Annotated in this window: 13 protein-coding genes; 6 read left to right on the top strand and 7 right to left on the bottom strand. The window is 64.0% G+C overall.

Annotated elements, in window-relative coordinates:
* Positions 1 to 167 precede the first annotated feature (167 nt).
* Positions 168 to 1,286 carry a CaiB/BaiF CoA-transferase family protein gene (locus OWC48_RS11835; RefSeq protein WP_282520146.1) on the top strand — a complete coding sequence of 373 codons (1,119 nt, stop codon included), beginning with the start codon at positions 168 to 170 and terminating at the stop codon, positions 1,284 to 1,286.
* A gap of 171 nt (positions 1,287 to 1,457) precedes the next feature.
* On the opposite strand, the gene hppD is transcribed toward OWC48_RS11835, so the two are convergent.
* Positions 1,458 to 2,576, bottom strand: coding sequence for a 4-hydroxyphenylpyruvate dioxygenase (hppD, locus tag OWC48_RS11830; RefSeq protein ID WP_282520145.1), 1,119 nt, complete (start codon positions 2,574 to 2,576; stop codon positions 1,458 to 1,460).
* Positions 2,577 to 2,695: 119 nt separating this feature from the next.
* On the opposite strand from hppD, the gene OWC48_RS11825 reads away from it, so the two are divergent.
* Positions 2,696 to 3,175, top strand: coding sequence for an Lrp/AsnC family transcriptional regulator (locus tag OWC48_RS11825; RefSeq protein WP_282520144.1), 480 nt, complete (start codon positions 2,696 to 2,698; stop codon positions 3,173 to 3,175).
* Positions 3,176 to 3,248: 73 nt separating this feature from the next.
* A complete protein-coding gene (locus OWC48_RS11820) occupies positions 3,249 to 3,560 on the top strand; it encodes a DUF1272 domain-containing protein (protein ID WP_282520143.1) in 312 nt (103 codons plus the stop codon).
* 114 nt (positions 3,561 to 3,674) lie between these two features.
* Here the strand turns inward: OWC48_RS11820 and fahA are convergent, their stop codons facing one another.
* The 5 genes from fahA to OWC48_RS11795 all read right to left on the bottom strand — a co-directional run bounded on the left by fahA (position 3,675) and on the right by OWC48_RS11795 (position 9,351).
* Positions 3,675 to 4,943 (bottom strand): fumarylacetoacetase, encoded by a 1,269-nt coding sequence (fahA, locus tag OWC48_RS11815; RefSeq protein WP_282520142.1) that lies wholly within the window; start codon positions 4,941 to 4,943, stop codon positions 3,675 to 3,677.
* Between the two features lie 217 nt (positions 4,944 to 5,160).
* Positions 5,161 to 6,507, bottom strand: a complete 1,347-nt coding sequence (hmgA, locus tag OWC48_RS11810) for a homogentisate 1,2-dioxygenase (protein WP_282520141.1) — start codon at positions 6,505 to 6,507, stop codon at positions 5,161 to 5,163.
* Between the two features lie 2 nt (positions 6,508 to 6,509).
* Entirely contained in the window at positions 6,510 to 7,466 is a 957-nt protein-coding gene (locus tag OWC48_RS11805) for an MBL fold metallo-hydrolase (RefSeq protein WP_282520140.1), read from the bottom strand.
* 23 nt (positions 7,467 to 7,489) lie between these two features.
* On the bottom strand, positions 7,490 to 7,726 hold the full coding sequence (locus tag OWC48_RS11800; protein WP_282520139.1) for a DUF2783 domain-containing protein: 237 nt from the start codon (positions 7,724 to 7,726) through the stop codon (positions 7,490 to 7,492).
* Between the two features lie 8 nt (positions 7,727 to 7,734).
* Positions 7,735 to 9,351, bottom strand: a complete 1,617-nt coding sequence (locus OWC48_RS11795; protein ID WP_282520138.1) for an FAD-dependent oxidoreductase — start codon at positions 9,349 to 9,351, stop codon at positions 7,735 to 7,737.
* Between the two features lie 110 nt (positions 9,352 to 9,461).
* Here OWC48_RS11795 and OWC48_RS11790 point away from each other — a divergent pair, with 110 nt between their 5' ends.
* Positions 9,462 to 10,004, top strand: coding sequence for a MarR family winged helix-turn-helix transcriptional regulator (locus OWC48_RS11790; protein ID WP_282520137.1), 543 nt, complete (start codon positions 9,462 to 9,464; stop codon positions 10,002 to 10,004).
* A 144-nt stretch (positions 10,005 to 10,148) separates the two neighbouring features.
* On the opposite strand, the gene OWC48_RS11785 is transcribed toward OWC48_RS11790, so the two are convergent.
* Positions 10,149 to 10,955: an N-acyl homoserine lactonase family protein gene (locus OWC48_RS11785; protein WP_282520136.1), complete on the bottom strand. Its 807-nt coding sequence runs from the start codon at positions 10,953 to 10,955 to the stop codon at positions 10,149 to 10,151.
* Between the two features lie 367 nt (positions 10,956 to 11,322).
* Here OWC48_RS11785 and OWC48_RS11780 point away from each other — a divergent pair, with 367 nt between their 5' ends.
* Positions 11,323 to 12,855: a caspase family protein gene (locus tag OWC48_RS11780; RefSeq protein ID WP_282520135.1), complete on the top strand. Its 1,533-nt coding sequence runs from the start codon at positions 11,323 to 11,325 to the stop codon at positions 12,853 to 12,855.
* Positions 12,856 to 13,001: 146 nt separating this feature from the next.
* Positions 13,002 to 13,673: an OmpA family protein gene (locus OWC48_RS11775; RefSeq protein WP_208084008.1), complete on the top strand. Its 672-nt coding sequence runs from the start codon at positions 13,002 to 13,004 to the stop codon at positions 13,671 to 13,673.
* The last annotated feature ends 23 nt before the right edge of the window (positions 13,674 to 13,696 follow it).

The following is a 13,696-nucleotide window of genomic DNA, read 5'->3' as shown; positions in this document are numbered from 1 at the left end:
GCAGCAATGCGCGCCGCTTTTATTATGCGCCCATGCATGAAAAGCGCTTGCCTCGTCCGGTGTAAGGCAGGAAAAGTTAATCAGCCAATTAACTCGTCCCGCAGAGGAACGTCCCTGGCGCTTGCCGACTATCGGCAATCCGCCTCGCGACCCGAGGAAACAACAACGTGCTCGATAAACCAGCCCAGGAAAAATCAGAAGGCTCCTCCGTCCGCGCCTCCGGCCCGCTTTCGGGCTTCCGCATCGTCGAATTCGCCGGCATCGGACCCGGCCCATTCGCCTGCATGATGCTGGCTGACATGGGCGCCGACGTCGTCACGCTCGACCGGGTCGGCGCGAAGAAGAGCATGAAGTCGGTCGCGGGTCGCGGCCGCAAGGTGATCGAGCTCGACCTCAAGGACAAGGCGGCGATCGCAGAGGTGCTCGACCTGCTTGGCAGCGCCGACGCGCTGGTCGAGGGCTTTCGTCCCGGCGTGATGGAGCGGCTCGGCCTCGGCCCGGACGTCGTGCTCGCGCGCAATCCCAAACTCGTCTACGGCCGCATGACCGGCTGGGGCCAGGAAGGCCCGCTGGCCAACGCCGCCGGCCACGACATCAATTACATCTCGATCACCGGCGCGCTCGCCGCGATCGGCACCAAGGAAGCCCCGGTGCCGCCGCTCAATTTGGTCGGCGATTTCGGCGGCGGCGCGCTCTATCTCGTCGTCGGCGTGCTCGCGGCACTTTTGGAAGCGCAGAGATCCGACAAGGGCCAGGTCGTCGATGCCGCGATGTGCGACGGCGCGGCATCGCTGATGTCGTTCTTCTTCGACATGACCACAATCGGCCGCTGGACCGAAGGCCGCGACCAGAACTTCCTCGACGGCGGCGCGCATTTCTATGGCGTGTACGAATGCGCCTGCGGCCATTTCGTCTCGATCGGCTCGATCGAGCCGCAGTTCTACGCGCTGCTCCGCGAGCACGCTGGCCTGACCGATGCCGATTTCGACGCGCAGATGGATCGCAAGGCCTGGCCCGCGCTGAAGCAGAAATTGCAGGCCGTGTTCAGGAGCAAGACCCGCGAGGACTGGTGCAGGATCATGGAGGGCACCGACATCTGCTTCGCGCCGGTGCTGACGATGTCGGAAGCGACCGAGCATCCGCACATGGTCGCCCGCAACGTGTTCATCGAGCGCCACGGCGTGAAGCAGCCCGGGCCCGCGCCGAGATTCTCGCGTACGCCATCTGCGGTGCGGGAGCCCGAGGGTGCGGAGATCGGGGCGGTGACGGCTGCGTGGAAGCGATAAGATCCAGCCCCGGCAAAGATCTCGTAGGGTGGGCAAAGGCGCAAAGCGCCGTGCCCACCATCTTTCCGTGAGAGACAAAGAAGTCGTGGGCACGCTCCCGCCTTCGCTCTTCGAGCTACGGCGGACAAGTCGCTTTGCCCACCCTACGGCAGTGTGCGTGAGGCTAAAACCTTACGCCGCGCTATCCACCTTCAACACCCCGCGCCGGATCTGATCCTCCTCGATCGACTCGAACAGGGCCTTGAAGTTGCCCTCGCCAAAACCATCGTCGCCCTTGCGCTGGATGAACTCGAAGAAGATCGGGCCGATCGCGTTGGCGGAGAAGATCTGCAGCAGCACCTTGGTCTGGCCGCCATCGACCACGCCCTCGCCATCGATCAGGATGCCGTTGGTCTGGAGCCGCGCGACGTCCTCGCCGTGCTTGGGCAGGCGCGCGTCGATCCGCTCGAAATAGGTCTCGGGCGGCGACGGCATGAAGGGCAGGCCGGCTTCGCGCAGGCCTTCGATGGTGGCGTGGATATCGCGGCAACCGCAGGCGATGTGCTGGATGCCCTCGCCGCGATAGATATTCAGATATTCCTCGATCTGGCCGGAATCGCCGGCGTCCTCGTTGATCGGAATCCGGATCTTCCCGTCGGGGCTGGTCAGCGCCCGCGAGAACAGGCCGGAGGCGCGGCCCTCGATGTCGAAGAAGCGGATCTGGCGGAAGTTGAACAGCTTTTGGTAGAAGCCCGTCCACACATCCATGCGGCCGCGATGGACGTTGTGGGTGAGATGATCGAGATAGAACAGGCCGCCGCCGACGGGCTTGGGATCGCGTGCGCCCAGCCACTCGAACTCGGCATCATAAGCCGAGCCCTTGGCGCCGTACCGATCGACGAAATAGAGCAGGCTGCCGCCGATGCCCCTAATCGCGGGCACATCGAGCGTCTTCTGCTCCGATGACACATCGGAAGGCTCAGCGCCTAGCGCGATCGCACGGTCATAGGCCGCCTTCGCATCGACCACGCGAAACGCCATCGACGGCGCGCAGGGACCATGCGCGGCGACGAAGTCGAAGCCGTGGGTGCCGGGCTCCTCGTTGACGAGATAGTTGATGTCGCCCTGACGATAGACCGTGATCTTCTTGCTCTTGTGGCGAGCGACGGGCGCATAGCCCATCAGCTTGAACAGCGCGTGCAGCTCTTCCGGATTGGGATGCGCATATTCGACGAACTCGAACCCGTCGGTACCCATCGGATTGTCGGCGGTGATGGTGGCCGGCGGTGCATCGTGCGGAAACGGACCCATGGTGCTCTCCAATTGCTGCTGCCATGAACTATCCTTCATCGGCCGCGCAATGAGCGTGCAAACGGGATGTATTTTGGCTATGATATGCACGATCCGTGCATGAAATGGACGAATGACGCATGATCTCCGTAGACGCCTTCGACCTCAAGATCCTCGGCGCGCTCCAGGACGACGGCCGCCTCACCAACCAGGAACTCGCCGATCTCGCGGGGCTCTCGGCCTCGCAATGCTCGCGGCGGCGGATGCGGCTGGAGGAGGAGAAGGTGATCTCGGGCTATCACGCCGACCTCTCCAGCGAGGCGTTGGGCTTCGGTGTGATCGCCTTTATCCAGGTGGGGCTCGCGACACACTCGCCGGACAATTCGAAACGCTTCCGCTCCTTGGTCAACCGCATCGACGAGATCCAGGAAGCCTATTCGCTGACGGGCGACGCCGATTACGTGCTCAAAGCCGTGCTGCGCGATCTCAAGGGGCTCTCCAACCTCGTCAACGACGTGCTGATGCCGCACCAGAGCGTGGCGCATGTGCGCTCCTCGATCGTGCTCGACAGGCTCAAGGAGAGCTCGCGGCTGCCGCTGAAGGATTTGAAGGCTGGCTGAAATCGAGGGAACTACGCCATTCGCGCTTCACGCGCCGTCTGCGATGATCAAGCCAATCTGCGGAGATTCAGCCATGGCCCTCCAGCTTCGACCGAACTGCGAATATTGCGACCGCGACCTGCCGCCTGATGCAACGGACGCGCGGATCTGCTCCTATGAATGCACGTTCTGTGCGGATTGCGTCGAGACGAGACTCTCCAACGTCTGCCCGAACTGCGGCGGCGGTTTTGCGCCGCGCCCGATCAGGCCGACGCAGGAATGGCGGACGGGGGTGTGCGTCGCCAAGCACGTGCCATCCGACAAGCGGGTGCATTTGAAGTACAGCCAGGAGGACGTCGCCGCGCATTGCGCGCGGGTGCGCGATGTGCCGCCGGAGAAGCGGTAGGTCTCGTAGGGTGGGCAAAGCGAAGCGTGCCCACCATGCTGCAATCGCGGAGAGGGATCGTGGGCACGGCGCTGACGCGCCTTTGCCCACCCTACGAGACCGAGTATGCGGCAATCACCCCGCCGCCAAAATCGTCCCTTCAACCTCACCAAAACCAACCCGATACCCGTCGCCCTGGCACCAGCCGCGCATCACGAGGCTGTCGCCGTCTTCCAAAAACGAGCGCTTGATGCCGCCGGGCAATTCCACCGGCTCGGTCCCGTTCCAGCTGATCTCCAGCAGGCTGCCGCGCTGGTTCTTGTCCGGGCCGGAGATCGTGCCGGACCCAAGGAGATCGCCGACATTCATGGCACAACCGCTGGAAGCGTGGTGCATGAGCTGCTGCACCGAGGACCAGTACATGTATTTGAAATTGGTGCGGCTGATGCCGGCGGGCGCATTGGCGCTGGCGGCGCGCAAGGAGACGTCGAGCTCGAGATCATAGTTCTGCGGCTTCGCCTGCTTGAGATAATCCAGCGGCACCGGCTCCTGCTGCGGCCCCTTCAGGCGGAACGGCTCCAGCGCCTCGCGCGTCACCACCCACGGGCTGATCGAAGTCGCGAACGCTTTTGCCAGGAACGGGCCGAGCGGCACATATTCCCATTGCTGGATATCGCGCGCGCTCCAGTCGTTGAGCAGCACGAAGCCGAAGATCATCTCCTCGGCCTGTTGCTCGGTCAGCATGCCGCCCATGGCTGAGGACTGGCCGACAACGACCCCCATCTCCAGCTCGAAATCCAGCCGCTTGCACGGCCCGAAGCTCGGCAGCTCGACATTCGGCGGCTTCAGTTGCCCGCGCGGACGCTTCACCTTCGTGCCTGACACTACCACGGTCGAAGCGCGGCCGTTATAGGCGATCGGCATGTGCAGCCAGTTCGGCTGCAACGCATTGTCCTTGCCGCGGAACATCACGCCGACATTGGTGGCGTGCTCCTTCGAGGAATAGAAGTCGGTGTAGCCGGAAACCGCGAACGGCAGATGCAGCTTTGCGCGCGACATCGGGACCAGGGCAAGCTTGCGCAATTCTTCATTGTCGCGCAGTTCCGGATTATCGTGCCGCAAGAGTTCACTGATACGTGCGCGAGTCGCTGACCATACCTTTGGCCCTAAATGCATGAACGCATTCAGGCAACCCGCCGCAAACACGCCAGGCTGACCGACATCCAGGCGACCGTCCTGCTCGAGCTCCCAGAGATCAAGGATGTAATCACCAATGGCGACGCCGACGCGTGGCGCCAGCCCATTCGCAGAGAACACGCCATAGGGCAGGTTCTGGATCGGGAAGTCGGAGGCGGGATCGACGTCGATGAAGGAGCGGAGGTTGGGGTCGTTGGGGTGGGGCATGTTTCCTGCCATACGAATTCTGGTGCTGAACTTCTGTCACCCTCCCCTGGAGGGGGAGGGTCGGCTCATATTGAGCGCAGCGAAATATGAGACGGGGTGGGGTGATCTCTCAACACGGGCGGTGTTCCCTGCGGAGAGACTGTCACCCCACCCCGCTACGCATTCCGCTTCGCTGCATGCGTAGCGACCCTCCCCCTCCAGGGGAGGGTAAGAGGCCTCACGGCTTGTTCGGATCGAACCGCTTCTCGAGTCCCGTCCAGCAGTCCGCGTAATTATCCTGCAGCGTGGACGACTTCGCGGCATGCGCCGTCACGCGCTGCGGGTAGCGGGTCTCGAACATGAAGGCCATGGTGCCGGTCAGCTTCACCGGCTTCAGCTCGCCGTTGCTGGCGTGCTCGAAGGCGTCGCGGTCGGGGCCGTGCGGCAGCATGCAATTGTGGAGCGAGATGCCGCCCGGGACAAAACCCTGCGGCTTGGCATCGTAGACGCCGTAGATCAGGCCCATGAACTCGCTCATGATGTTCATGTGATACCAGGGCGGGCGGAAGGTGTTGTCGGCCACCATCCAGCGCTCGGGGAAGATCACGAAGTCGATGTTCGCGGTGCCCGCCGTCTCCGACGGCGAGGTCAGCACCGTGAAGATCGAGGGATCGGGATGGTCGAAGCCGATGGCGCCGACGGGAGAGAAGGTGCGCAGATCGTATTTGTAGGGCGCGTAATTGCCGTGCCAGGCCACGACGTCGATCGGCGAATGCGGCAGCGTGGTCTTGAACAGCGCGCCGCCCCATTTCACGTAGAGCTCGGTCGGCGTGTCCTTGTCCTCGTAGTGCGCGACAGGGGTGAGGAAATCGCGCGCATTGGCGAGGCAATTGGCGCCGATCGGCCCGCGCTCGGGCAGCGTGAAGGCGCCGCCGTAGTTTTCGCAGAGATAGCCGCGCGCCGGCCCGTTCGGAATCTCAACGCGGAATTTGACGCCGCGCGGGATCACCACGATCTCGCCGGGCTCGGCGTCGATGCGGCCGAACTCGGTGACGACGCGCAAGACGCCCTGCTGCAGCACGAACACCAGCTCGCCGTCGGCATTGTAGAAATGCTGGTCCACCATCGATTTGGTGATGAGGTAGACATGCGCGGCCATGCCGGCCTGCGTGTTGACGTCGCCGGCGGTCGTCATGGTCTGCACGCCCTGAAGGAAGGTCATGTCCTCCTTCGGGATCGGCGCCGGGTCCCAGCGAAGTTGCGCGATCGGCAAATCGTATTCATGGCACGGCGCCGAGCGCCACAGGCCGGCATCGGCCTTCTCGAAGCGGCCGGAATGCTTCACCGAGGGACGGATGCGATAGAGCCAGGAGCGCTCATTGGTGCCGCGCGGCGCGGTGAATGGCGAGCCGGAAAGCTGCTCGGCGTAGAGCCCGTAGGCGCAGCGCTGCGGCGAGTTGCGTCCGATCGGCAGCGCGCCCGGCAGCGCCTCGGTCTCAAAACTATTGCCGAAGCCGGACATGTAGCCCGGCGTCACCTGCGCCGAGCTCCGGACGATCTGATCAGGCGAGGTGTTGACGTTCATGACTATCCTCCTCCTTGCAGGGCGGCCCACATTTCCTGGTCGCGCTTGTCGGTCCAGATCACGGGGTCGTCGATTCCCGACGCCTCGTCATAGGCGCGCGACACGTTGAACGGCAGGCAGTGCTCGTAGATGGCGAAGCTGTGGAATTTCGGATCCATGACTTCGCGCGTCGCCGCCATCGATTCCTTCAGCGTGCGCCCCTTCGCGACCGAGATTTCGGCAGCGCCATAGAGCGACGTGACGAAGTCGCGCGTCATCGCGATGGCTTCGCGCACCGTGCCTGTGCCCTTCAGCGCATCGCCGCGGCCCGGCGCGATCGCCTTGGGATTGAAGTTGCGGATCTCGTTCAGCGTCAGCGGCCATTCGCGCAAATGCGCATCACCGCAATAGCAGGCCGAGTGATATTCGATGAGGTCGCCGGAGAACATGACTTCGGCATCCGGCACCCAGGCGACGATGTCGCCGGAGGTGTGGCCGGCGCCGAGCTGCATCAGGCGCACTTCGCGCTTGCCGAGATAGATCGACATCTCGCCTTCGAAGGTCAGCGTCGGCCAGGTCAGGCCGGGAATGCTCGCAGCATCCTGGAACAATCGGGGAAAGCGCCCATATTCGGAATCCCAATCCTGCTGGCCGCGTTCCTCGATGAGGCGATAGGTCTCCTGCGAGGCCACGATGCCCTGCGCCTTGTAGGCGGAGGCGCCCAGCACGCGGACGGCGTGATAGTGCGACAGCACGACATATTTGATCGGCTTGTCGGTGACCGTCTTGACGCGCTCGATCACCTTGTTGGCCATCGCCGGCGTCGACTGCGCGTCGAACACCAGGCAGCCGTCGTCACCGACGATGATCGCGGTGTTTGGATCGCCCTCGGCGGTGAAGGCATAGAGATCGGCGCCGATCTCGGAGAAGGTGATCTTCTTCTCGGAGAGATCGCCGGTGGATGCGAAGTTCTTCGCCATCAATTCATCCTCAGGTCTTTGGGTTATTGTTGTTGCTGTTGCTGCTGCTGTTGCTGCTGCTGGCCGTCGGTCATGCGCCGCTTCGCGAGCACGATCGCTTCCCGCAACACGTCGATGTCGCCGATATGGTTGGCGAGAATCAGGACCAGTGCCGCGTCGAAATCGGCGCTCTGCTCGTCGGTGAAGCCGCGGTGCGCCTCGACGATGGCGCGAAACGCATCGTCGGGCCGCGCGAAGTTGGAGCTGGTTGAAAGCGGCATGCGAATCCTCAATTCAAGCCTTGGGCCCGCGACAACGCGGCCGCGATCGCCGCACGCGTCGGATGGCGGAAGCGGGCCGCAACATAGCCGTCGGGCCTGAGCAGATAGGCTGTGTCAGGCTCGGCGCCATAGCGCTTTGCGACAAGGCCCGAGGGATCGGCAAGCCCGCCCTCGCTACCGATGCGGATATCCTTGACGCCATCGGGCGCATCGATCGCCGCGCCATTGCTGAACGACAGCAAGGTGAAGTCCGTTCCACCCCGGCGAAATGCATCGGTCAGATAGGCCTGCTCGCCAACGGGCGCGTCGAGCATGGAACAGCCGGGCAACGGTCCGCCGCGCCACGCCTCCGCATCGGGCGATGACAGCGGCGAGTCGTAGCTGCACGGCACCGAGAGCCGGCCGCCATTGACCATCCGCTTGCCGAACTCGGTTTCCTTGGCCAGCGACAGCACCGCCTTGCGCAGCCGCGCCTCCTGATGCGAGTTCGGCGCCATGAAATCGGTCGAGCGGGTGGATTCGCGGATGTTCTCGTCGGCAGCGAGACTCCGCTCGACATGGTAGCTCTCGAGCAGGCTCGCGGGCGAGGTGCCGCGCAGCACGCGATCGAGCTTCCAGGACAGATTTTCCGCATCCTCGAGCCCGGAATTGGCGCCGCGCGCGCCGAAGGGCGAGACCTGATGCGCGGAATCGCCCGCAAAAATCACCCGGCCGTGGAGGAAGCGATCCATCCGCCGGCACTGGAATTTGTAGAGCGAGATCCATTCGAACTCGAACTTGTCGTGGCCGAGCATGCGCGCGATCCGCGGCCGCACGTTCTCCGGCTTCTTCTCGACGACGGGATCGGCATAGCGATTGAGCTGGAGATCGATGCGCCAGACATCGTCGGGTTGCCGGTGCAGCAGTGCAGAGCGCCCGGCATGAAACGGCGGATCGAACCAGAACCAGCGCTCGGTCGGAAATTCCGCGGTCATCTTGACGTCGGCAATCAAAAACTGGTCCTCGAACACCTGTCCCGCGAACTCGGCGCCGACCATCTGCCGCAGCGACGAGCGCGCGCCGTCGCAGGCGACGACATATTGCGCGTGCAGGCGATAGGCGCCCTCCGGCGTCTCGATCGTCAGCGCGACGGAATCGTTGCGCTGTTCAAGCGCCGTCACCTTGTTGCGCCAGCGCAGGTCGATCTCAGGCAGATCGCTGATGCGATCGACCAGATAGGCCTCGGCGTAATATTGCTGGAGGTTGATGAAGGCCGGCCGCTTATGACCGTCTTCCGGCAGCAGGTTGAACTGGTAGAGCTGCGACTCGCCGTGAAAGATTCGGCCGACGCTCCACACCACGCCCTTCTCGACCATGCGGTCGCCGACGCCGAGCCGGTCCCAATATTCGAGCGACCGCTTGGAGAAGCAGATCGCGCGCGAGCCTTCGCCGATCCGGTCGGCATCATCCAGAAGGACGACGCGCTGGCCGCGCTGGGCAAGGTCGATCGCGAGCGACAGCCCCACCGGCCCCGCGCCGACGACCACCACGGGATGCTCGGCCGCGCTGTGGCCGGGAGGATCCTGGTCGGGGTGGCGGCGATAGCCGAACTGGGTTTTGGCCTGCTGCGTATTGGCCTGCGCCATGCGCTAACCTCGGCTCTGGTCAAGAGAGGACTGATCTGCTAGATAGTCTCACGTGCAACTATTTTGGACCGGAGCCGGCCGGCCGTCAACTGGAATTCGGAGCGCTCTCCTTGGCGAGGACATCCAGCGACATCGCGCTGAAGGCACGTGAGGCCGACGAGGCTTCATTGCGGCCAAAGTCACGGCTCGATTTGTTCAAGTTCGTGCCATTCCGCCTCAACCGGCTTGCGGCGGAGGTGAGTTCCGCGCTTGCGGTCGAATATCAGGAGCGTCACGGCCTCGACATTCCGGCCTGGCGCGTGATCGCAACCCTCGGCTTCCGCAACGATGCCTGTAGCGCGCAATACATCGCGCAATGCACCCGCACGCACAAATCCACCATCAGCCGCGCCGTGACCACGCTGCTGCACCAGGAGCTGATCGAGCGGGTCGAGAACGAAGCCGACCGCCGCGAATTCCGCCTGCAACTGACGAAGAAGGGTCGCGCGCTGTACGAAGAGCTGTTCCCACAATTGCTGCGGCGGGAAGACGAGATCCTCGCCTGCCTCTCCGCGCAGGAGCGCAAGCAGCTCTCGGCCCTGCTCGGCAAGATCGAACAGAGCCTCGACCTGATCCAGACCAGCGAAGAGGCCGACGCGAAAGAGGCGTATTAGGGGACCTTCGCGTAGCGCCAGACCCTCATCCTGAGGAGCGCGGAACGCGCGTCTCGAAGGATGAAGGCCGGGGTGCAACAGCCGGGCCTGCATGGTTCGAGACGGCGCTTGCGCGCCTCCTCACCATGAGGGCCTGGCACTGCGTTACTTCGCAAACGACCGCGACGGCGGCAGATGCAGCGCCCAGGCATCGACCTTGTCGCTGGCACGCGGATAGATCTCCGTCACGATTGGATCATGGCCGGGAATGAATCTGTCGGGATGACCGGCGAGGCGTTCGATCGTCTCCCAGCCCTGCGCCATGTCGCCGATATTGTAGACGATGGGGAACGGGCTCTTGCGCTGCAGATTGGCGTAGTAATGCGCGGCATCGGACGCCAGCACCACCGGCCCGCGCGCGGTCTCGACCTTGACCACCTGCAAGCCGTCGGAATGGCCGCCGACACGGTGCACGGTGACGCCGGGCGCGATCTCGCCATCGCCGGAATAGAAATTGACGCGCTCGCCATAGACATGACGCACCATCTGCGTGACGTGCTCGACCGAGAACGGATGTCGCAGCAGTCCGTTGCACATGCAGCGCCCCGTCGCGTAAGCCATCTCGCGCTCCTGGAGATGGAAGCGCGCGTTCGGGAAGCGATCGAGATTACCGGCGTGGTCGTAATGCAGATGCGTCACGATAATGTCGCGAACGCTCGACGCCGCGACGCCAAAGCGCTCCAGCGCATCGACCGGATTGAGCGTCAGCTTGCGCGCCCGCGCACTCGCTTCCTCGGCATTGAAGCCGGTATCCACCAGGATGTCGCGGCCGCCGCCGCGGATCAGCCAGACGAAATAGTCGAGATCCTGCGCCGCGCTGTCATGCGGGTCGGGCGCCAGGAAATTCATGTTGGGGGTGCGGGGCGACATCGTCGCATAACGCAGGGCGTAGATTTCGTAGGCGTTTCCCATGGTTTTCTTTTCTGAGTTGGACCTTCGGGGACGATCAAGTGCACCAAGCCATCGTCCGCCGCAAAGGTCAAACACCGGCGGGCTGCGACAGCGTCCAGCCTGCTATGTGAGACCCCTCACGTCTTCTTTGTCGCGGCCGCTCCAACATCCTGCCGCAGAGTCGAACCAGATGGCACCGAGCACAACCGTGACAACCCGTTCATTCCCGTCCCAGCGCGCCCATGCATCGCGGTCAATTGTCGCGATAATGCCGAATCTCCAAGCGGTTGACGCCCCCCTTCCGCGGTTTGATAATGCACATTGCGTAAGTTAAGGTCGCCGCGGCGCAAGCTGGTAACGGCGCCTTTTTGGCTGGACCGCGCTGATTATGAAAATTCGCTTCCTTTTTCTTCTGCCCTTGCTCGTTTCGCTCGTCCCGGTTGCGCCATCCCTGGCCGCCGGCGACCGTTATGCGTTGGTCATCGGCAACGCCAAATATCCGGACGCGGACGCCCCGCTGAAGGAACCGCTCAACGACGCGCGCGACGTCGCCGACGAGCTCAAGCGCGACGGCTTTTCCGTTGAAATCGGCGAGAACCTGACCGGCGACGGCATGCGCCGCGCCTTCGACAAGCTCTATGGCAAGATCAAGCCGGGCTCGGTGGCGCTGATCTTCTTCAGCGGTTTCGGCATCCAGTCGGCGCGCCAGAGCTACATGCTGCCGATCGACGCGCAGATCTGGACCGAATCCGACGTCCGCCGCGACGGTTTCAGCCTGGAGACCGTGCTCGGCGAGCTCAATACCCGCGGCGCGGGCGTCAAGATCGCGCTGGTCGACGCCTCCAGGCGCAATCCCTTCGAGCGCCGGTTCCGCAGCTTCTCGGCCGGCCTGACGCCGGTCATCGCGCCGAATGGTACGCTGGTGATGTACTCGGCGGCACTGGCCTCCGTTGTCTCGGACGCGGGCGGCGAGCACAGCCTGTTCGTCCAGGAGCTCCTGAAGGAGATCCGCGTCCCCGACCTGATGGCCGAGGAGACGCTGAACCGCACCAAGATGGGCGTCACCCGCGCCTCGCGCGGCGAACAGGTGCCGTGGATCTCCTCTTCGCTCGCCGAGGATTTTTCGTTCATTCCGGGCGCCGGCGGATCGCGTCCGTCGATGACGGCACCGCCGCCATCGCCGCCGCCGGTCGTCGCCAACAACCCGCCGCCGGCTCCGCCCGCACCGCCTCCGCCGCCGAAGCCGGCGGACACGGCAGCGGCACCTGCTCCAGCACCTGCTCCTGCTCCTCCTGCTCCGGCACCGGCGCCCTCACCGAAACCGCAGGTCGAGGCCGCCTTGCCGCCGGCGCCACCGCCGGTGAAACCGGCCGAGACCACCCCCGCACCGAGCATGGATAGCGGACCGAGCGCGGCCGCGCTGGCGGAGGATCCGACCATCAAGGGCCTGACGGCCAAGATCGCCGCCAATCCTGATGACGTGAATGCGCTGTACCGGCGCGGTCAGGTCTATGCCAGCAAGGGCGCCTACAATTTGGCCATCAAGGATTTCGACGAGACGCTTCGGATCAACGCGAAGGACGTCGAGGCGCTGAACAACCGCTGCTGGACCCGCACTGTGGTCGGCGACCTCCAGGGCGCGCTGAAGGATTGCAACGAGGCGCTGCGGCTGCGGCCGAATTTCGTCGATGCGCTGGACAGCCGGGGACTCGTCAATCTGAAATCGGGAGCGGTCAAGAACGCCATCGCCGATTTCGACGCGGCCCTGAAGATCAACCCGCGCCTGACCTCCTCGCTCTTTGGCCGCGGGATTGCCAAGCAGCGCAACGGCTCGGCGCAGGAAGGCGCGCTCGACATCGCCAATGCCAAGGCGATGGACCCGAACATTGTTCAGGAGTTCGCAAGCTACGGAGTACGCTAGTATTTTTTTGAGTTGAGGCGGAAGAGGCCTCGAACCCTCGGCGGCTCAGGGAAGACTAACGGACGGATGCCGCAGGCTGCCTTTCCCGGGGGGGCCATTGCAGGAATTTGGAACCGCGCGGGTCAGCTGCGCAGGAGGGACTGGCAATGAGATTGGCTGCAAAGGGATTTACCGCGATCCTGTCCATCATCACGGTCGGCGCCGCTCTGTCGCTGACGACCCCGCTCGCATTCGCGGGCGACGACGGCAACAGCAAGAACGTCACCGAGGACGAGATCGTACGCGCGCTGGCGCCGCCGCCGAAGAAGCCGTTGACCCGCGGCCTCTCGATCGCCCCGCAGGCCGATCCTGCACCCAGTGCGGCGGAAACCAAGCTGATCCAGTCCGTGCGCGGCCGCTCGACGCGCTCGCTTTCGTCGACCGAGCGTGAAGAAATCGCCTCGGTGGCCAAGGACAAGCCGAACATCGATCTTGAGATCACGTTCGACTACAACTCCGCCAATATCAGCGCGAAGTCGCTTGCCTCGGTACAGGCGCTCGGTCGCGCGCTGACCAGCCCCGACCTGAAGGGCTCGACCTTCGTGGTCGCCGGCCACACCGACGCCGCCGGCGGCGAGGGCTATAATCAGGACCTGTCGGAGCGCCGCGCGGATTCGATCAAGCGCTACCTCGTCGACAAGTACGGCATCGCCGCGACCGATCTCGTCACCGTCGGCTACGGCAAGAGCAAGCTGAAGGACCCGGCCCAGCCGATGGCGGAGGTCAATCGTCGCGTGCAGGTCGTCAACATGGAAAACAAGACCACCGCATCGAAGTGAGAGCACGACGTAATCCTTTGAAG

The organism is Bradyrhizobium sp. Arg816, assembly GCF_029989365.1.
GTDB lineage: Bacteria > Pseudomonadota > Alphaproteobacteria > Rhizobiales > Xanthobacteraceae > Bradyrhizobium.
This window is presented reverse-complemented; position numbering and strand designations above follow the sequence as displayed.